The organism is Paenibacillus sp. FSL R7-0340 (assembly GCF_038002205.1).
Classification (GTDB): Bacteria; Bacillota; Bacilli; order Paenibacillales; family Paenibacillaceae; genus Paenibacillus; species Paenibacillus polymyxa_B.
This window is the reverse complement of the sequence record NZ_JBBOBY010000001.1, coordinates 2,005,541-2,025,757: the sequence shown is the minus strand read 5'-3', so window position 1 is coordinate 2,025,757 and position 20,217 is coordinate 2,005,541. Positions and strand designations below refer to the sequence as shown.

23 protein-coding genes and 1 pseudogene are annotated in these 20,217 nt (G+C 42.3%); 4 read left to right on the top strand and 20 right to left on the bottom strand.

All coding sequences use genetic code 11. The annotated features are described in order from the left end of the window. Window positions 1–53 precede the first annotated feature (53 nt). Window positions 54–1,208 (top strand): aminotransferase A, encoded by a 1,155-nt coding sequence (locus MKX59_RS09025; protein WP_076264707.1) that lies wholly within the window; start codon window positions 54–56, stop codon window positions 1,206–1,208. A 515-nt stretch (window positions 1,209–1,723) separates the two neighbouring features. Here the strand turns inward: MKX59_RS09025 and MKX59_RS09020 are convergent. The 7 genes from MKX59_RS09020 to MKX59_RS08990 form a co-directional block, all read right to left on the bottom strand. Beyond that, a complete protein-coding gene (locus MKX59_RS09020) occupies window positions 1,724–2,797 on the bottom strand; it encodes an ABC transporter substrate-binding protein (protein ID WP_076264708.1) in 1,074 nt (357 codons plus the stop codon). Then, window positions 2,794–3,615, bottom strand: coding sequence for an ABC transporter permease (locus MKX59_RS09015; RefSeq protein WP_023989585.1), 822 nt, complete (start codon window positions 3,613–3,615; stop codon window positions 2,794–2,796). The genes MKX59_RS09020 and MKX59_RS09015 overlap by 4 nt, the downstream gene beginning before the upstream one ends. Then, window positions 3,605–4,417 (bottom strand): ABC transporter permease, encoded by an 813-nt coding sequence (locus tag MKX59_RS09010; RefSeq protein ID WP_023989586.1) that lies wholly within the window; start codon window positions 4,415–4,417, stop codon window positions 3,605–3,607. The genes MKX59_RS09015 and MKX59_RS09010 overlap by 11 nt, the downstream gene beginning before the upstream one ends. Beyond that, window positions 4,407–5,516: an ABC transporter ATP-binding protein gene (locus tag MKX59_RS09005; RefSeq protein WP_028542542.1), complete on the bottom strand. Its 1,110-nt coding sequence runs from the start codon at window positions 5,514–5,516 to the stop codon at window positions 4,407–4,409. Before MKX59_RS09005 ends, MKX59_RS09010 begins: the two co-directional genes overlap by 11 nt. Window positions 5,517–5,591: 75 nt before the next feature. Further along, entirely contained in the window at window positions 5,592–6,728 is a 1,137-nt protein-coding gene (locus tag MKX59_RS09000) for an N-acetyldiaminopimelate deacetylase (protein ID WP_023989588.1), read from the bottom strand. Between the two features lie 181 nt (window positions 6,729–6,909). Next, a complete protein-coding gene (gene dapD / locus MKX59_RS08995) occupies window positions 6,910–7,623 on the bottom strand; it encodes a 2,3,4,5-tetrahydropyridine-2,6-dicarboxylate N-acetyltransferase (protein ID WP_076264709.1) in 714 nt (237 codons plus the stop codon). A 212-nt stretch (window positions 7,624–7,835) separates the two neighbouring features. Next, window positions 7,836–8,744, bottom strand: a complete 909-nt coding sequence (locus tag MKX59_RS08990; protein ID WP_069080346.1) for a hypothetical protein — start codon at window positions 8,742–8,744, stop codon at window positions 7,836–7,838. A gap of 233 nt (window positions 8,745–8,977) precedes the next feature. Here MKX59_RS08990 and MKX59_RS08985 point away from each other — a divergent pair, with 233 nt between their 5' ends. Continuing rightward, the gene (locus MKX59_RS08985) at window positions 8,978–9,922 is read left to right on the top strand and encodes a DMT family transporter (RefSeq protein WP_340858280.1); all 945 of its coding nucleotides are present in this window, start codon (window positions 8,978–8,980) and stop codon (window positions 9,920–9,922) included. 75 nt (window positions 9,923–9,997) lie between these two features. Further along, window positions 9,998–10,861 carry a sulfurtransferase gene (locus MKX59_RS08980; protein ID WP_340858279.1) on the top strand — a complete coding sequence of 288 codons (864 nt, stop codon included), beginning with the start codon at window positions 9,998–10,000 and terminating at the stop codon, window positions 10,859–10,861. Between the two features lie 162 nt (window positions 10,862–11,023). Here the strand turns inward: MKX59_RS08980 and MKX59_RS08975 are convergent, their stop codons facing one another. From MKX59_RS08975 to MKX59_RS08920, 12 genes and pseudogenes are all read right to left on the bottom strand, one after another. After that, window positions 11,024–11,650 carry a class I SAM-dependent methyltransferase gene (locus MKX59_RS08975; protein ID WP_028542547.1) on the bottom strand — a complete coding sequence of 209 codons (627 nt, stop codon included), beginning with the start codon at window positions 11,648–11,650 and terminating at the stop codon, window positions 11,024–11,026. A 21-nt stretch (window positions 11,651–11,671) separates the two neighbouring features. Then, entirely contained in the window at window positions 11,672–12,127 is a 456-nt protein-coding gene (locus MKX59_RS08970) for a DinB family protein (RefSeq protein WP_339200573.1), read from the bottom strand. A gap of 235 nt (window positions 12,128–12,362) precedes the next feature. Next, window positions 12,363–12,917, bottom strand: coding sequence for a hypothetical protein (locus MKX59_RS08965; RefSeq protein ID WP_075154537.1), 555 nt, complete (start codon window positions 12,915–12,917; stop codon window positions 12,363–12,365). Between the two features lie 138 nt (window positions 12,918–13,055). Then, window positions 13,056–13,286 (bottom strand): annotated as a pseudogene (locus MKX59_RS08960) (methyltransferase); the annotation flags it as partial. A gap of 115 nt (window positions 13,287–13,401) precedes the next feature. Continuing rightward, complete coding sequence (locus tag MKX59_RS08955) at window positions 13,402–13,536, bottom strand: hypothetical protein (protein WP_256703474.1); 135 nt, start codon at window positions 13,534–13,536, stop codon at window positions 13,402–13,404. A 211-nt stretch (window positions 13,537–13,747) separates the two neighbouring features. Beyond that, the gene (locus tag MKX59_RS08950; protein ID WP_068942469.1) at window positions 13,748–14,197 is read right to left on the bottom strand and encodes a protein export chaperone secb; all 450 of its coding nucleotides are present in this window, start codon (window positions 14,195–14,197) and stop codon (window positions 13,748–13,750) included. Between the two features lie 70 nt (window positions 14,198–14,267). Next, entirely contained in the window at window positions 14,268–14,891 is a 624-nt protein-coding gene (locus MKX59_RS08945; protein WP_076157275.1) for a hypothetical protein, read from the bottom strand. Between the two features lie 207 nt (window positions 14,892–15,098). Then, window positions 15,099–15,596 (bottom strand): GNAT family N-acetyltransferase, encoded by a 498-nt coding sequence (locus MKX59_RS08940; protein WP_028542549.1) that lies wholly within the window; start codon window positions 15,594–15,596, stop codon window positions 15,099–15,101. 110 nt (window positions 15,597–15,706) lie between these two features. After that, complete coding sequence (locus tag MKX59_RS08935) at window positions 15,707–16,156, bottom strand: hypothetical protein (RefSeq protein ID WP_340858274.1); 450 nt, start codon at window positions 16,154–16,156, stop codon at window positions 15,707–15,709. A 186-nt stretch (window positions 16,157–16,342) separates the two neighbouring features. Further along, a complete protein-coding gene (locus MKX59_RS08930) occupies window positions 16,343–16,756 on the bottom strand; it encodes a GNAT family N-acetyltransferase (protein ID WP_076264714.1) in 414 nt (137 codons plus the stop codon). Window positions 16,757–16,845: 89 nt separating this feature from the next. Continuing rightward, a complete protein-coding gene (locus MKX59_RS08925; RefSeq protein WP_076264715.1) occupies window positions 16,846–17,295 on the bottom strand; it encodes a GNAT family N-acetyltransferase in 450 nt (149 codons plus the stop codon). A 612-nt stretch (window positions 17,296–17,907) separates the two neighbouring features. After that, entirely contained in the window at window positions 17,908–18,477 is a 570-nt protein-coding gene (locus tag MKX59_RS08920) for a TetR/AcrR family transcriptional regulator (RefSeq protein ID WP_076264716.1), read from the bottom strand. 239 nt (window positions 18,478–18,716) lie between these two features. Between MKX59_RS08920 and MKX59_RS08915 the strand changes: the two genes are divergently transcribed. Continuing rightward, window positions 18,717–19,466, top strand: coding sequence for an SDR family oxidoreductase (locus tag MKX59_RS08915; protein ID WP_076264717.1), 750 nt, complete (start codon window positions 18,717–18,719; stop codon window positions 19,464–19,466). A 333-nt stretch (window positions 19,467–19,799) separates the two neighbouring features. On the opposite strand, the gene MKX59_RS08910 is transcribed toward MKX59_RS08915, so the two are convergent. Continuing rightward, a complete protein-coding gene (locus MKX59_RS08910; protein WP_076264718.1) occupies window positions 19,800–20,039 on the bottom strand; it encodes a hypothetical protein in 240 nt (79 codons plus the stop codon). Window positions 20,040–20,217: the final 178 nt, after the last annotated feature.

Below are 20,217 nucleotides of genomic sequence, written 5' to 3'. Positions count from 1 at the left end.
AGATCAAATTATTGTAAACTTGTTCTAATACAGAAAAAGGTGGCACATACGCTATGGAGCATTTGCTTAACGATCAGGTTAAAAACATTCAAATCAGCGGCATCCGCAAAATCGCCAACAAAGTTGCCGCATTACCCGGAACCCTGTCATTAACGATCGGACAGCCGGATTTCCCTACCCCTGCGCATATTATGGAAGCAGCCCATCGGGCCATTAACGAAGGACGCACCTCCTATACACCTAATCCAGGACTGCCGGAATTACGAGAAGCCGCAGTGACGTTTGTAGCTCGTAAATACGGCCTGAATTACCGTGGACAGGATGAGGTTATCGTAACGAATGGAGCCAGTGAAGCGCTGGATATTACTTTACGCACGATTTTGTCACCCGGCGATGAAGTTGTTCTACCTGTCCCGATCTACCCAGGGTACGAGCCATTGATCCGTTTGTCAGGCGGCATTCCTGTGTTTGCCGATACCCGCAGTAGCGGCTTCAAGCTCACGGCCGAGGTGCTGGAGCCTTATCTGACCGAACGGACAAAAGCAATCATTCTCGGATATCCTTCGAATCCAACCGGACGAGTGATGAGCCGTGAAGAACTGGAAGCGGTCGCGGATTTACTGAAGGAGCGTGATCTGTTTATCATTTCGGATGAAATATACAGTGAACTGATTTACGATACCCCCCACGTGTCCATTGCAGCTCTACCAGGTATGCGGGAGCGTACCATCGTCATCAACGGTCTGTCCAAATCACATTCCATGACGGGATGGCGCATTGGTTTTACACTTGCACCCGCTGAAATTACACAGCACATGGTCAAAGTCCATCAGTACAACGTAACCTGTGCCAGCTCGATTAGCCAATATGCTGCCCTGGAAGCCTTGACCACTGGTGTCGATGATGCACTTCCGATGCGTGAGGAATACCGCAAGCGTCGTGATTATGTACATGGAAGGCTGACAGACATGGGTATCCCGCTGGAGAAACCCGAGGGAGCCTTTTACCTTTTCCCTTCCATCGCGCATTTTGGATTAAGCTCTATGGATTTTACCTTGAAGCTGCTGGAAGAGCATGGAGTGGCTGTCGTACCTGGAGATGCCTTTTCTTCCTATGGCGAAGGATACATTCGCTTGTCTTATGCTTACGGGCAGGATGTGCTGGAGCAAGGGTTGGATAAAATAGAGAGGTTTGTTAAAGGGTTATAGGGAGTTAAGGCGGGAGGAGGCGCTACGCAGTCCATTTGATCTTCCGATCGCCGTTGCGGTGGGATTCTTGAATTGGATAAAACATTTATAGGTAAGAATCCCACAGCAAAAGCGAACACTACCGCTTCTCCAGATTCAAATGGCCCGCTTCGCTCACTGCCCGCCTTAAAATCCCACAATTCTCTAACGTGTGTGGGAGACGCAGGGGTACGCTTTGCGCGGTGAGTAAACATAAAAAAGGCCTCTGAGCCACCCGTACAGGTGGCTCAGAGGCCTTTTCGCTCTTCCACTACTCCCACCGGCTATCGGCGTAGGGATTCATGGGTGCGTACCTTTAAGCACGGTGCAGCGGAGGGGGCGGAATGGTGCTGGACAAGCGAAGCGGTCGCCTTTAAATTGAGATTTTAACCTTTAAATATTCAATCATAAAAATCGGAATTTAACAGCGATGGTAAGCACCATCCACCACCGCAGCGACCTTTAAAGCACCAACCCCTAATCCCAACGCCACTCCCCTACTTTAAATGCATTTTGAATTGCAGGAACAATTCATTGTAATGAGCGAGCATGCGCTTGCCCAGATTGTTGTATACTTCCAGCTTGTCAGTAATTTCCGACGGAGGATAAAAACGCTCGTCACCAGAGATATCTTCAGGCAACAACTTCTTTCCATCCTCATTAGGTGTGGAGTATCCTACAAACTCGGCATTTTGAGCGGCTACATCGGGCTGCATCATGAAATTGATGAACTTATGGGCCGCATCCACATGCGTAGCGGTTTTTGGAATAACCATATTATCAAACCACAAGTTGGAGCCTTCATCTGGCACGATGTAATCGAGCTTCTCGTTCTCATCCATGATTTCAGACGCATCACCGGACCATACAACGCCGGCAGCAGCTTCCTCGTTTGCCAGCAGCATTTTAATCTCGTCACCGACAACCGCTTTGACATTAGGCGCTAATTTCTCCAACTTCGTTAAAGCCTGCTGTAAATGTGCCTCATTCGTATCGTTCAAGGAATAGTGAAGGCTGTTCAGTGACATCCCTACGACTTCCCTCGCACCATCAACCAACAGTAGGTTATTACGCAGCTTTGGATTCCACAGACCGTTCCAGCTATGAAAATCAATGCCTTTCGTCAGCTCCGGGTTAAACACAATCCCGACTGTACCCCAAAAATATGGTACCGAGTATTCATTATTCGGGTCAAACGAAAGGTTTAGAAAATGAGAATCCACATGCTTCAAATTCGGCAGCTTACCGTGGTCCAACGGGAGCAACAAGTGCTCCTGCTTCATTTTAGCCAAAGCATATTCCGAGGGAACCGCTACATCAAACGAAGTTCCTCCCTGCTCGATTTTCGTCAGCATCGCCTCATTGGAGTCAAAGGTCTGATAAATGACAGTAATCCCCGTCTCCTTCTGAAACCGTTCCAACAGCTCGGGGTCAATGTAGTCTCCCCAGTTGTACACCGTCAGTGTGTTGCCACCGGAGTAGCCTTGACTGGAATTAAGCCATGCGGCCACCCCCATCAGACCAAACGAGATGATGAAAATGGACAGAAACACGCGCACAAGTGACTTCATCTAGGCACCCCCATTTCTGCCGCAGGCTCTTTTTTACCATTACGATTCGCCTTGCGCATAATAAAGTAGTAACCCACCACCAGCAGCACAGTAAACAGGAAAATGAGCGTGGATAACGCATTGATGGACAAGGAAACCCCTTGACGGGCACGTGAGTATATTTCCACCGATAAGGTCGAATAGCCACTACCTGTCACAAAAAAGGTCACCGCAAAATCATCCAGCGAGTATGTTAACGCCATAAAGAAGCCCGCATAAATCCCTGGCTTGATAAAGGGTAGAATCACCTTGGTCAGCACATCCATTCGGCTGGCACCCAAATCACGCGCGGCATCGACCAGAGATGGACTCATTTCCTGCAACCTCGGCAAAATCATAATGACCGCAATCGGCACACTAAATGCAATATGGGATAATAAAACGGAGTAGAAACCCAGCTTAATCCCGACCATCGTGAACAAAATGAGGAAGGAAGCGCCAATAATGACGTCCGGGTTCACGATCAATACATTATTGAGCGACAGCATCGTGTTTTTGACTCGACGGTTCTGCATCTGATGAATAGCCAGTGCCCCCATAATGCCAATAATCGTAGCCAACGCAGACGACAGCAAAGCAATCACCAAGGTGTTAATGACAATAATGATCAAACGGGTGTCTGCAAACACCTCTTTGTAATATTGGAGTGTAAAACCTTCAAACTCATGCATCGTCCCGCCACTGTTGAAGGAATAGTACATCAAATACAAAATAGGTGCGTACAACACGAGAAAAACAATCACCAAATAAATATTCCCGAATCGGTTTTTATTTACCATGCCGCACCCTCCGTTTCGTTCCCGAGGTGAGCAGCATAATGATCCCCATCGCCAAAATCAGGAACACGGCAACCGTAGAGCCCATACCCCAATCCTGAGTAACCAGAAAATGCTGCTCTATCGCCGTCCCCAGTGTAATCACACGGTTACCTGCAATCAGGCGGGTAATCATAAACAGCGACAACGCTGGAATAAACACAGCCATGCAACCGGATCGCACACCCGCAAGCGTTAACGGGAAAATAACCCTGCGAAACGCGGTCCATTTGGAGGCTCCCAAATCACGGGCTGCGTCCAGCAATGACGGGTTTAACCCTTCCAGCGCGTTATAGATGGGCAAAATCATAAAAGGCACAAAAATATAAACCGACACAAACACAAAGCTGGAGCTGGTAAACAATAATTGCTGACCACCCAACCCAACCATACCTAACACCGCATTCACCGGGCCATAGGTACCAAAGATCCCGATAAAAGCATACGTTTTGAGTAGCAAGTTAATCCAGGTCGGCAAAATAATGAGCAACAGCCACAGTTGCTTATGCTTGGTGCGTGTGAGCAAATATGCTGCCGGGTAAGCAACTAACAGTGAAAATACAGTGATCAGAAATGCATACCAGAACGAGCTAAGCGTCATGCTCAAATAAACAGGTGTCAGAAACTGAGCGTAGTTGTTGAAGGTGAGATGACCATCCACATCAAATAATGAATAGTAAAACACAAGTACAACCGGAGCTGCCACGAACAGCACAATCCATAAATAGTAAGGCAGCAGATACGCTGCTCTTGTATTACCGGACATGCTGATCCACCTCTTCATAGGCTTCCAGACGCCGATCAAATTCTTCCTCTGTTTCCCCGAACCGCATCACATGGATCGCTTCCGGGTCAAATCGCAGACCGATTTCACTGCCCAGCTCCGCCTTTTTGGTAGAATGTACGAGCCACTCCTGACCCGAATCATCATAGCAGCTTATTTCATAGTGAACACCTCGGAACAATTGGGTATCTACTTTTACACGTAGCTTGCCTTCAGCCACACTCGTAATCTCCAAGTCCTCTGGCCGGATCACAATTTCAATGGGCTCGTTCGGACGTAATCCTCCGTCAACACATTCAAACTGTCGACCGTTAAATTCCACTTGGTAATCCGCAATCATCCGTCCTGGGACAATATTGGATTCGCCGATGAAATCAGCAACAAACCGATTAATCGGCTCATCATAAATATCATTAGGCGTACCACTCTGCTCAATCTTACCTTTGTTCATGACAAAAATTTCGTCCGACATGGCCAGCGCTTCCTCCTGATCATGCGTAACGAAAATAAAGGTAATTCCAAGGCGCTGCTGCATTTCGCGCAAAATGTACTGCATTTCTGTACGCAGCTTTAAATCCAGTGCAGACAACGGTTCATCCAACAACAGAACATCAGGCTCATTGACGATAGCCCGTGCGATGGCTACACGCTGACGCTGTCCCCCGGACATCTCAGAAATTTCTCGCTCACCGTAGCCTTCCAGATTGACAAAGGACAACGCCTGTGTCACCTTCTCCTGAATGTCCTTTTTGTTCATCTTTTTGATGCGCAGACCAAAGGCTACATTTTCAAACACATTCAGATGCGGAAATAGCGCATAATCTTGAAAAACCGTATTGACCTGCCGCTCATTGGCTGGAACACGATTAATGAGTTTTCCATTTAAATAAATAGAGCCTTCTGTCGGCTCCGCAAAACCTGCAATCATACGCAGAATCGTTGTTTTACCACAGCCGGAAGGACCCAGCAGTGTATAAAATTTACCACGCTCAATCTCAAAGCTGACGTCCGCCAGCACTGGGGGATCGTTGTCATATTGCTTGGTCACCCGTTCAAATCGGATGATGGTTTGCTCTCCCATAACACCCTCCTTCAAAAATTCGACTTCATTCCATTTCATTCTTTTCATTAAACATAATTATTCAGGGCGTATCATTTACCCTTGAGACTTCCATGTAAAATAGTCTGTCAGCACACGAATGGCTACACCAATCGCTTCCTCCGCAGGTTCCAGCTTCGCATGATGCAAACCATAAGGCGTATCAACACCAAGCCAGAACATCAGACCGGGAATTCGCTCCAGAAAATACCCAAAGTCTTCTCCGGTCATCGCTTCTCCGCATTCAATAAGCTGCACATCCTGCCGATTACGGACCCAGTTCATAAATTCCTCGGTCACCTGAGCTTCATTGTACACTTGCAAATAGTTTGAGCCATAGTGAATCTCTGCATGGCATTCAAATCCAGCTTCAACACCGCGTACCAGCGCTTCAATCCGTGATTTAACCAGCATCATTGTATCGGCTGACAACGTTCGAATCGTACCCTCCAAACGGGCGGTTTCCGCGATAATATTTTGCTTCGTGCCTCCGCTAACCTTACCCACGGTAATGACCGCTGCATCGAGTGGATTCACATTACGGGCTACAACCGTCTGTAATTGTCCCACCAGTTGGCAAGCAGCTACTACCATATCATTCGCCTTGTGTGGATACGCAGCATGCCCGCCCATACCCTTCAGGTCGATGAAAAGCTCCGACGTATTGGCAAATAGGATGCCCGGGCGAGTCGCAATTGTACCGACAGGATATTCAGGTGCAACATGCAGCGCGACAATTTCATCGGGTATCCAGTCTGCCAGCTCCATGCTGTCCCGCATAGGCAAGGCTCCGCCCGGCCCTTCCTCAGCAGGTTGAAACAGCACAACCAGGTCATCCTTAATCGGATGGCTTGCAAAGTGAGTAACAATTCCCAATCCAATCGTCATATGTAAATCGTGTCCACAAGCATGCATATAGCCGGGATGGTTCGAACGAAAATCGTACCCTGTCTCTTCTTCAATCGGTAAACCATCCATATCACAACGATATCCATAGCGGCGTTCAGGAGCTGTTCCATGAATGAACACTAACACGCCCGTACGCCATGTACGAATTTCCAACCGCTCCTGAGGGAGCGTTTCCAAATAATCCAGCAAATATTGCTGTGTTTTGTATTCCTCAAAACCTGGCTCGGGAATTTGATGTAAATCTCTTCGTATTTGGACAAAAGAACGATAGTCGACCGTACTCATTACCGCTACGCCTCCTCTTTATAGCTCATCAGCTCTTATCTGGCAAAAGAACAAAAGGACAAAAGCCCGGCGCAGCCGCCGAGCCTTGTCCGTTGTGCTTCGTCCCTAAGTTATGCTGTCAGTGCATCATGCTTCTGACAAGGAATCGTTCACCTTTGGTACATAAAAAACTTTTGCCTTCTTACAGAACGCGCAGTTCTTTCAAAATCTCAGTTTTAGATTTGGTCTTATCGTCGACCTGTTTGATCACACGTGCAGGTGTACCCGCCACTACGGAGTATTCAGGCACATCTTCAGTTACGACAGCTCCGGCTGCAACAACTGCACCTTTACCAATTCGCACGCCTTCCAATACGACCGAATTCGCACCGATCAATACATCGTCTTCTACTACAACTGGCTGTGCAGATGGTGGTTCAATGACACCCGCCAGGACAACGCCTGCACCGATGTGACACATGTTACCTACTTTAACACGACCGCCCAGCACAGCATTCATATCAATCATCGTGCCTTCACCAATGGTGACACCGATGTTAATCACTGCACCCATCATGATGACTGCGTTGTTACCGATGCCAACCATATCACGAATATATGCGCCTGGCTCAATGCGGGCATTGATGCCTTTCAGATCGAGCATAGGAACAGCAGAGTTACGGCGGTCATTTTCCACCACATAGTCTTCTTCTTTCGCGTTTGCGCTATCCAGTACAGGCTTGATATCAGCCCAATCCCCAAATACAACACCACTGTCTCCAGAAATAAAAGCTTGAACATTCTCGCCAAAAGATGCGGTAGCCAAAGCTCCTTTTACATATACTTTAACAGGCGTCTTTTTCTTGCTGTTTTTAATCACGTTGATGACTTCTTGTGTATTCATTTCGATGGACATAGTAAATCTAACAACTCCTTCATCGCTTCATACGACTTCGCAAGCCGGAATGATCTTATTCTCTCATCCTTTATAGCACAAAAGTGCAGGTCTCGCAATTATAGATTAGACCCTTATAGCTCTAACCTAACCCTTAAAATAACAATTTTCAGCGGCATGACTGCCTTAAATTCATGATTGTAAGCCGCCGACCACCCCAACACCAAAGAGGGTTATTTATTAGCTTGCAGGCTCTCCAGCGATGTATAAATGAAGGATTCGAATCCTTCAGCAGGTTCACCTTGTGGAATGTTCACTTTCACGATGAAACCGCCTGTTTTATTTTCTACAACAATATATTGCTGTGTCATCTTCGAACTGCTCGCTTGTAAGAACAGACGGCTACTGGATAACGCTTCAGGTATGGCTGCTTTGTCCAGCTTTTGCACCTTGCCGATGGAAGCTAGATCCTTTTCGCCTTCTTTTTGAAGCTCATCCAGATTAAAATCGGAGGGCAGCTTTGTAATTTCAGCATAATAGTTATCATCTACAGCCAAGGCAACACGGTTTTGATCGGGAAACAGGGACATCGGATCAAACACATACAGTGAATATCCCTCTCCTTTTGCCAATGTTGCTGTCTGCTTTTCCTTTTTTCCTTCAAGGGTAAGCTCAAAAGCTTGAGTTTTCGAGCGTTCCCCGCCTACTGCTTGACTGGAACTTCCGTTTTGACTGCTATCTGTTGCAGCCTCTGTTTTTTGTATTTTCGTTAAAGTCAGTTGCTTCGCCGTCGCGTCGCCCTCTACTGCTTTTTCGTTGTATTCAAACGCTACTGTATCGCCTTCTTTAAGTCCAGCTATTACCGTGTCCAGTCCCTCCCCCAATTGGAAGGATTGGGCTTCGCCATTGGTTTCAATTTCAACCGTATGGGGGTCAGCAGCTCCATTGTATACACCTGTGCCTTTTTTAACCTCCGGCTCAGCGATTGGCTCCGGTTTAACTTGCGGCTGCTGTTGCGTTTGCGGTTGGTCTGACCCTTGAGGTGCGGTGTTATTGGTTTGCGGTTTCGTTCCACAGGCTGACAGAGCCAGCACTGCCACTACAGTCAGTAGTATGATTGAAAATGTGTTTTGTTTTTTCATAAAATCCACCTCCACTATGATAGACGAGCTTGTGCAGCAAAAGTTCTACGCAGCATCTCACTTAAAATCCTACCTCCTGCTCCCGTTTATAATATTCTCAGGATTTTGCAAAATCCTAATACCACGGGAATGTCAGGTACGGTATAATGGGCTGTATTAAACCTATTTTTCGAGATACCGCTTGGAAGGAACATAGACGTATTTACTTTCTTCCATACGGATGGAGCTGCCACATGAATCAAGCACACAAACCGTCGTTTTCCTTTGAATTATTGTACATCATAGGTATTATCGCTATTTCGTTCTCCTCGATCTTCGTAAGATGGTCTGAAGCCGAGGTGTCCGTCATCGCTATGTACCGTTTGTACCTAACCAATCTGATCATGCTGCCTTTGGTCTGGAAATACCGCACTGAGCTGTTTAGCCTGACCCGCAAGCAGTGGATGCTGATCCTCTGGTCCGGCATTGCGCTGGGGCTGCATTTCTTACTCTGGATGGGCTCACTTCGACTGACCACCGTTGCAAGCTCTACCGTTATTATGACATTGGAGCCGATCCTTGTCATGCTCGGTTCTTTTTTGTTTTTCCGGACGGGCACGAATCGTGCTATGCTCATCGGAATGGGTATGGCTTTTATCGGCTCACTGGCCATCGGAGCTGGAGACTTCCATGTCTCGGGACAAGCCCTGCTCGGGGACGCACTGTCCTTCTTGGGTATGGTAGCCGTGTCCATCCATATGCTGATGGGCAAGCATCTGCGCGAGCATTTGAGCGCGTTTGTGTATAATTTTTGGGTTTTCTCCATCGCAGCCACCTCACTTGCGCTGTATAATGTGGTCAATGCCATTCCTTTTACCGGATACGCTCCACGGGAATGGGGACTGTTCCTGCTGCTTGCCATTGTGCCTACGCTGTTCGGACATTACCTGTTTAACTGGCTACTCAAATACATTAACGCCACCGCGGTGTCGATGGCGGTACTCGGCGAACCCGTTATTTCTTCCCTGCTAGCTTGGGTGCTGCTCGGGGAAAGGCTGTCTACTTTACAATTTGGTGCAGGCTTTTTCATCCTGTTCGGGGTATGGATTTTTATCCGATACGGAGCGGATTTTAAAAAGAAAGTCATCCACCAAAGTGAGTTGCCCGACACTGAGCATCCCCTGAAGGCCAGCTCTTAACTTATTTACCCCATTTTCATAAACCATACTCAACGGATTAAATTTACTGTTAAATAAAGGAAGGCGGAATCCTCTATGAAATCCATCGTATCCAAACGCTGGCTGCTGGCCCGATTGTATGAGCCGGACATGATCATTGCTGACTGCCGTTCCCTGCTCGGACAAGCCGGGGCTGGACGGACTCAATTTAATGAAGACCATATTCCAGGGGCGGTTCACTTCGATTTGGAAGAAGACCTTACTGCTCCTCTTGGTGAGCATGGTGGTCGCCATCCATTACCTGATGCGGATACACTTGCCGCACGTCTGAGTCGTGCCGGGATCAACGCATCTTCACGCATCGTCGCTTATGATGACCAAGGCGGTATGATGGCTTCCCGCTTCTGGTGGCTCCTGCGCTATCTCGGGCATGAGCAGGTGTACGTACTGGAAGAAGGCTACAGTGCCTGGAAGGAAGCAAAATTCCCCGTTACGGCAGATCAGCCGATTCGCATTCCCTCGACCTTTGTGGCAAATGTTCAGCCACAAATGCTCACAAGTATGAAAGAAGTACAACATATATCCGAAGATTCTGCTCCTGTTGGCTCCTATATCGGTTTTTCACCTATACTGATCGACTCCAGAGAGCGGCCGCGCTACCTGGGACTGGAAGAGCCCATAGATCAAGCAGCAGGGCATATCCCAAGTGCGGTGAATTTCTTTTGGAAAGAGGTATTGGACGAAAAAGGTAGCTTTAAAAATGTGGAACAATTGCAGCAGCACTTTGCCGACCTTGATCCAAACGCAGAAATTATCGTGTATTGCGGTTCTGGCGTATCCGCCTGTCCCAATGTACTGGCCCTGAATGAAGCTGGATTTAGTAAGGTTCGTTTATATCCGGGAAGCTGGAGCGACTGGATCAGTTATGAGGAGAATCCGGTGGCGACCGGAGAGGAATAAAAAGTTTTCAACGGATATACAGTGGTTCTAAAGACAGATACACCGTCCTAAGCGATTAAACTTACGGCGGTGTATTTGCTTTGTTCAAAAGCACAAAAAATCAACTTGAGCTGAGTGAAGCAATAAAACGATGTAGAAGAAGTTGCTTGCTTCTTAGAATAGCTATCCAATCTTTTGAACAAATATATATCTTAATTCATATTTTTTCTGTTGTTTTTCTGCATATATTAGAGTCTCTCTTATGGAACCCGTTTCTAATATATTCAAATCATTAAAATGTCCTTTTAAATCTTCTTCAGTAAAGAAGTGAGCATATTTACCCTTCTTGTATTCGTATGTTCCTTCTTCAATTTCCCTACCCACACCATTATTAAAATCACAATTAGAAAAACATGTGAAATACATTACTCCCAATTCCTTCAAATGCTTCACGCAATTCTGTATCAGTTTTTTTCGGTCTTCTAACAAAAATAAATGCAATAAATCATAACAATATATTCCATCATATCTTTGGCATGTACTAAACTCTAATACCGATTCTTGAATAAAATTCGTTTTTAAGTCCCATTCTTTTGCTAGATTTATAGCTGAACTAGATATCTCAATTCCATCAACCTGAAAATAAGAAGAGAACGCCTTTGTATTTCTTCCATATCCAGCACCAGGAACCAAAATATCATGTACATTATTCTTTTTGAACAAATCTATAGCTTGGGTTACAGTTTGACTTGGTTCACAACCCCAAATCATCCCTTCTTCAGTAAATCTTTTGTTCCAATAATCCCCCATATGATTCACCCGCCTATATACTCACATAGCTCTTCTTTTAAGCTCATCAATCTGTCTTATGTGATGTTGATCATGCCAGATAAAATCTCTTAAATATGATATTACAGTAAACTTCCCGTCAGCATATTCTTTAGTAAACTTGTCGTCTTCAAAACTTTCTATACTCTCCAATATCATGTTACGGTACTGAATAGTCAATTTAATTAATTCTTCTTTCGTTTTTGTTTTTCCATATTCAATAGCATCCTGATTAAATTTATCAAAATCAATACGTGTTAATGTCAGAGGTTTATTGTTTAATATGGGACTTATTGCTGCTTCAAAAAAGTATTTATCCCACAGTAGTATATGACTTACGATATCCTGAACTGACCATTTACCTTCAGCAATCGTTATTTGCCAATCCATTTCACGAATCTCAGAAACAAAACTGATCCATTCTTTGAACTCCTCTAGTAACCGTGACTTCTCATTCATGGTATCACGCTCCTTTTTTCAAATTGCAATTATTTAGGATAACGTTTTTGTATTCACGCTCCCCCAAAGGGGTTGTCTGCTGAAAATCCTTTTTCGAGACTCCTTCTCGCAGACCTAGGCTCCGTAAGGAGATGCAGTTGAATATTAAGTATAGGATATCCACCACATTTTTTTGAGCTACTAACATCTTCTAATCCCACATAACTCACCTGATAAATAAGACGAATATTCTGTCCTAACCAAACCAGAAAATCACTCTTACATCTTCAGCATTCCCTAATTTCAATAATTTTGGAATTGTTTCATTGATGAAGTTCGAACATGTATTCATAATATTTCTGTATTCCATAAATTGATCACAATAATAATTTTCATCCCATTTAAAATTAATTAAATCCTTCAATAATAGCCAACTGTGGTCATAAAAATCATCTTTATCCTCGAATGCAACTTCACTCAATTGAGGGGAAATATCCACTGGAAGACCTCTTGGCAAAGATATAAACTTTAGATTATGATCATTCCTAGTATTCGATAGAATACTAAATAAATCATAGTTTCTATCCCCACTGTAAAATTCATAAGGATCACTTGGTTTCAATTTAGAAGTCTTGTGTTCTGGATACAGATAGTAATAAGGGTTAACAGTCCACTTATCTACACTTAACCAAGTAGCAGTATCATTTAATTCTTGCTTACTCTTTTTGATTTTTCTCCAAGTACCATCAATCTGTTCACATTCGTCTCTGAAGTACCTTTTCTCTACAAAAAACCAAATGTCTGTACCCACATATAGCCTCCCACAATGTTTTTTGCATACACCCTACTTTAAAAGTCTCTGTACCGTACCAAAGGAAATCTTCATATTAGGTGTTATACTAACCAAGATTTATCACTGAACTCTTTAGAAAAAGTTGCTTCTGCTTCATATTGTTTTTGATATTTTATTGGCTTGCTTAATTAATTCCATGCCTTTGTCAATGCCAGTATATGTTGATCCATTTGGTAGCAATGGAAGAAGCTTTAGTCCTAAATATCCAAAATCGCATCCATAATCTATGATCTTTACAGGTTTATTTATCTTCCAAACCCTTTGTATAAGAAATTCCAAGTAATCATCGTTATAGTACAACCAGCGGGTATTTCTTAGATAATCAATTTTATTGTCCCAGTAATATCAAACATAAAAATTCCCCTTGTTATTTAATTTGGCGATTCTCAGCTAACGTTTATGTATTTATCCCCCGAAAGGATTAAGGTGCTTCAGCACCGAGTCAAATACTTAGCCTTGCAAGGTTGATCGCCTGAGCCCCAGAGAGATAGCTTGGAGAAGTATAAATTTCCGAATTTTCAATTCGAAGATGTACATCTGCCCAACCAATATTACTTAGTGTATAAGTAAATTTCATGTATACTCTCCTTTTCAATATTACGGTTATTTCGGCTAACGTTTGTGTATTCACGAACATGAGAACCTTAAGGCTCTGAAGGAGCTGCCCGCTACATGGTTAAGTTCTCAGACGGTCCACTGAATTCGCTTCTTGAGCCGCATCTAGTGGACCAAGGAAGCGAAAGCGACTACAGTGTGAATACGATGTTAGGTGGAATGCACTGAAATACTCACATAATTAATTCAATTTTCCCTTTAGGCTCTACTCGAACTAATACCTCTTCTATAGTCATTTCTGGAGTTATAATTATCGTTTTGTTTAGGTTCCGACTTAAATCTTTTAGAAAGTTCATGAGTACATCTATTTTTTTCTCTGAGTCTATCTGTATTGGTGAAATATCAAATTCAATAACGCTTCCTTCATAAAAATGCCCACAAATATCAATTTCACTATATTCAATAGTTATCCCAATACTTGCTTCTTTTTTAATTCTTAACAATTCAGCAATATCCCTGATTCTAGTTAGTAGCCCATCTATAGTTACCTGATAATTAATCTCACTACTTTCTAGGTAATTAAAAATTAAGGCCCATACTTGGATGTCTGTATCCAATATATAAATATCCCTTAGACTTCCATCTTTAAAGAATACTTCATTTAATACTTCATCGTAATTCATTCAGGCCTCCTAACACTCCGTATTTCACCTAACGTTCTTATATCTACAAGCCCTCACTATCTATTAGCTTCTAATCTTCATTCATTCTATCTGCTCGTATCCAGCTCATTTCCTCAATGTTTAATAATTCTTTAAACTCTTCTACTAACTGATGCTCAGATTCCAGTTGTGTATAGTAATTATTATTCAAAATATCGTCTAATTGTTTTATTCGCTCATTATCTAGTTCAAAAAATCTAAATGTTTTTAGATTGCAATTTGTAAACTGTTTTGCTATTTTCTCATTGTATTCATTAGATCTCAGAACTTCTTCAATTAATTCAGTTCTGATTTTGTCCCCTCTAGGGTCTACATATAAAAATTCAATGTGATCTTCCTCTGGATATCTTTCTTCTGCAAGCTTAATAATTGAAGTATCTAATAACACATATGATATATGAAGACTTGCTATCTCTTGTGAATTGTAAACTACACGGTATCCCCAACAGTGATCTTCAAAATTATAAAAATATAACACTGGGATTTTTTCTGAAATTTGAAATAGACTTTCTGGAATTTCTTCACTTTCTTCTGTATCTTTGGTTACGAAAACAAACCATTTGTCATTTAAATCCTCCGCGTATATAGGATCATGCTCAAGAATTGCTTCTTTATATTTCAATAGTGATAAGCTTCCTGAAGTCAATTCACTCATTGTTTTGGCTCCTTTTTGTTTTTTTAGTCATATTTCAGCTAACGTTCTTGTATTCATGAACCCCTAAGGGGTTGTCTGCTGAAATTCCTCTCCGAAATCCACCTCGCAGACCCATACTCCGTAAGGAGCCGCTGCTTGAATATGATGTTAGGCGATACCCTTGATCTCTTTTGAGTTCCTTAAAATAATCCCTATTACTACTGTATTTTAACTTCTCAAATCGACAACCATCGTGATTGATGAATCAACTTTCCCAACTTCTTTAAATCCGAATCTCTCGTAGAGTTTCATTGCCGCTGCATTGCTCGGATCAACACTGAGGGATAATTTTTTTATATTCCTCTTCCTAGCTTCTTTAAATAATTCATCCATTAAGGCCATTCCGATTTTTCTTCCCCTGTATTCTTTTAACAAAGCCATTCCTAGTTCGGGTACATCATTATCAATAAATCCAAATCCCTTATTATCCTCGTTAAAATATCGAACTGTTATTGATCCGACGGGTTCACCCTCATGGTTCATTGCTATAAATCCAAAATCCCCCTCTCTTCCCCAACCTTCAATATATTTTGATATATAAGGGTCTTTTATTATCGCTTTATCGAATGGCTCTTGACCTTCTGGGACAAATAATGATTCATATAACATCTCCCATAAAAAAAACACATCATCTTCTATTATTGGTCGGATTCTGTATTGCATCATTGAAGTTACCTCATTTCTAGATTCTCAAATGTTTCACCTAACGTTTCTATATTTTCCATAAGAGCCGTAGCTTGAATATTATGTTATGCAATTCCTCCATCCTCTCCAAATCAACATTCCAAAGCTTGGCTTGCTTCTGTTAATTCATCATTGGCCTCTAAATATTTTAATATTTTTTCAATATCATCGTGGTCCATTGTTTTCGTTATAATAAGATGTTTAATATTAAATCCTGGTGATTCCATTTCTTTTTTAAAGTGATTTACTAATTTTTGAGGGGTTGTCACCAAACTCCATCGTTCACTTCCATCCGAAAAAGTAAGGGTCACCTCCACCAAATCAAATTCCTTTGGATCCTCATCAAACTTCCATCTTTCTAAATAAGGCACTTCTATATTTCCTTCAATAAAATGAGCTTTTGATATCCAAACTGCTTTTCCATGGTTTCCAATAATTCTATACTTGTCCCCATCTTCTTTTTTTACGATGTATTTATTGCCCCTTGTAAGTGCATGAGCATAAACGCCTATACTCATACAAGTTATGATTGGTCCCTCCATCAATTCACTTCCATACCGTATTTAATTTACTGAGGTTTCGCATAACGTTCCTGTATTCATGAACCCCAAAGGGGGTGTCTGCTGAAATTCCTCTTCGAAATCCAACTCACAGACCTAGGCTCCATTGGAGCGGCAGCTTGAATGTTATGTTGTCAGATTACAGTGCCTTCCTTGATTTACTCAACGTCAATTTTTGTTTAAATCCTTTGTCAGTATTATTTCTAGAGGTTCGTTCTCAAGCATTAAACATCCAGCATCTCTATATCCAAGCTTTCTATAAAAATGTTGGGCTCCTTCATTTGAAAGTGTTGAGGTCATGACCATTTCAAATCCTTTTTGTTTCATTAATTCTTCCCAATACTGGACAACTTTTTTACCAATACCTGTTCCTCTATACTCCTCATCTATCCATATCATATTCATAAATGGTGTGTTGTCCCAAAAAAATCCGTATCTCATCCAACCTATTTCTTGATTGGATTCTCTAATTATTAGAATTTCATTTTCTTTTATTTTTGGTCTTATCAGTGTCTTATGTATGTGCTTGTCTCTTAACGAGATATACTCATAATCTGATTCAATCGCAAAATCAATCTTCATTGTAAATCCTCCCTCTCACTCTTCTCATTAAATATCTTCTTGGTAACACTTAGCACTGATGTCTCATAACGTTTGTACATTACATAAGTTTATAGAGTCTTTTCAAAAATGTATAAGTCACCTTCTTCTCTAACTTTAGTAAACCCACACTTTGAATAGAAGTGATGATTCTTCACACTCCAGCTAGGAGTATCCAGCCACCATTTAGTGCTGTCTGGAAATTTATTTTCAATTTTCTCCATCACCTTCGTTCCGATTCCTTGATTTTTAAAATTTGGATCAATAAAGATTCTTCCTAGATTATGCACTTGATTACATTCTACGAATATCATTGCTCCCCCGATTATTTCTCCATTAAAGAGCACCTTGAAATATTCGCAATTTTGCATCATCTCTTCTTGCCAACTTATGGAGTCATATCCTATTGGCCCAACGGTTTCGTTATTCTTAAAATGCTTTGATTCATCCTCAAAACTGGCCTTTTGTATTTCAGCAAGTTTTTGTGCATCATTTTTTCTAGCTTTTTCTAATGTCAGCACCCAACATACCTCCATTGTCTTTTTATTTTTTCTGGGGTTGTCTGCTGAAATCCCTCCTCCAACTCCATCCCAACAGGCCAAAGCTCCGTGAGGATTCTTATGCTTGAATATTATGTTATCAGAAGTTACCGAACTTCTTCACTATACATTCAAAATCAATGGGCAAATTTTTTTATCAGCGAATTTTCTTATATGGTCTTTTTCCATTTTGTAGTTTGATTATTAGTTCATATGCATCTCTTCGAATTATATTAATCCCATAATTGGCAAAGAGTATATCTAAAATGACCTCCAGATCTTTCGTGTTCTTTATACTATAGCTTTTAGTACTTTGAGATCTTATCATTATGTTTTAGTAATTCAAGAATTTCTGATAACGTTTCTGTATTCATGAACCCAAAGGGGTCGTCTGCTGAAATCCCTCTTCAAAACCCAACTGGCAGACCTAGGCTCCATTGGAGACGCTGCTTGAATATTGTGTTGTGTGACATCAACAACTTCCTCGAATTCACTAGGTTCCTAATACTGGTATCCAAAGAAAAAAAGCTTTTCTTTACTTTTTATTATCTTCATTATGGGTGCCGGCCTCAAAAAAGCATCAAATTTAGAGACTCAAATGGACGATGTTCGTTCGTGTCCCTCGACACTACAATTCAGCAATTTCCAAAATTGTTCAACCATGACCGATGCTGGATATGGCATCGAACGGGTAATCCACCATTCCAATACCCCCACTGCCGCTGAAATTAAAAATTGTACCGTAATGTCCCTATTCATATCCTGATCGAGGTTGATCGAATCCAGATGCTCGCACAGACTTTGCCGGAACATTGTCTCCATTTGGTTCCGAAAAACCGTACTTCCCTTGTTCGTCAGCATTATAGAGTAGAATGAAGCATGCTGCTCCAAATATTCAAACGTGCGCAGTAGTGCGGTTTTGGAAGGGAGATGAAAGAAGTTATCTTCAGACATACAATTGCGTAGTAACTCGTTAATTTGAGCTTCCATGCATTGATCGCGCAGATCGTACTTGTCAGCGAAATGCAAATACACCGTTCCGCGATTGACATTCGCTTCCTCAGCAATTTGATTGATCGTAATTCTCTCGAATTCCTTTTCTGACATCAGCCTCATAAAAGCATCAATAATGGCTTGCCTCGATTTTTGAATACGCCTGTCCATATCCTTCTCCCCTTTGTACCATCCGAAAAAATGAACACTTCGAAGTCCTCTGTTGAAAAATCAACAACCACGCTTGTTTTAACCATTGAACCCCATATACCGCTCTGATACATTCACTTTATAAAATTTATGTTGATGATTCAACATATGTTCAGTTTTAGAGGAGTCATACTCATGAAAGCTATTGTTTTACAATGTTTGGATAATTTAATCTACATTGAATTAGGAGGGTTTAAAAATTGAAACTTACAGGAAACACGATTTTTATTACAGGCGGCGGTTCGGGAATTGGACGTGCGTTAGCAGAAGCTTTCCACAATCTTGGAAACAAAGTTATTATCGCCGGTCGACGTAAAGAGCGTCTGGAGGAGACGATCAAAGCGAATCCCGGCATGTCCGCAGTGGAATTGAATGTACAAGATCCTGCCAGCATAGAGGCGGCCGCCAAGCTGTTAATCGAAGAATACTCGGATGTGAATGTCTTGATCAACAACGCCGGCATCATACAGTCCGATGACGCGGCGGGCGTGATCGATGAGGATGTTTTGATTTCGACTGTCACTACAAACTTGCTCGGTCCCATTCGGTTGACTTCTGCATTCATCGAGCATTTGAAGTCCAAAGAAGAAGCAGTTGTCATCAACACGACTTCAATACTTGGATTTGTACCGTTAGCGACAACTGCTGTATACTCCGCGACGAAGGCAGCACTTCACACCTATACGCTGTCCCAAAGGTACATGCTTAAAGACACATCGGTAAAAGTAATAGAAATTGTGCCCCCATGGGTTCAAAGCAACAACGATGAGCCACGGGCGATGCCACTTACTTCATTCATTGATGCAACAATAAAGATACTTGGCACGGATACAGACGAAGTTCTGGTGGAAGAAGCGAAAATGTTTCGAAATAACCCTGGCCCGAACGAAGGTGTTTTTGTGACTCAGCTTAACGATACGATGAATTCTGCACCTCCAAAGATTCATTGATCCATCTGTAATTTAATTTTCAAAAATTTAGAAGAACATGAAGTAAACACTCAGTTCCGTCTACTTCATGTTCATTTTTATTGCAACTTACTCGTGGAGTAAGAAAAAGTGCCAAGCGGTCACACCCATGTTTACCTCTTAAATAATTTTGTTGATTTCACATAACGTTCCTGTATTCACGAACCCCAACGGGGTTGTCTGCTGAAATCCCTCTTCGAAATCCATCCGCAGACCAAGGCTCCGAAGGAGCCGCTGCTTGAATATTATGTTATCCGATGCTGCTGACTTCTTTGAGTAGTATACAAATCATACTTTTCTTTGTTAATTGTTCTTTTATTTAACGGGTTTATAAATCCGATCTGTATCTGTGTCTATCACATAATCTATTCCAAGGCTTTCAGAATGTTGTACTTCTTTAAGGTTTAAATATTCTTGTAATTTGATTGGTATATCTTTTATTGTAGAACACGTTTCTTTTGCCTTTACATAGCTTTCCGAAAGTTGTTCGTGACTAAGATTCCGGTCGCTAGCCAATACACACTGTAAGTAGTAACCATCAACTTCAATGATCATTATAGATTCTCCCATATCTTTTTCATGCATTCTGCCCTTAATCATTCTTCATAGGGCTTGGCGGTTTCGGATAACGTTCCCGTATTCACGAACCCTGCGAGGCTAAAGTGGCCGGGTGGTCCCGCCACTTAGCCTCGCAGGGTTGTTTGCCTGATCCTGCTTCCCTGCTATTAGCCTC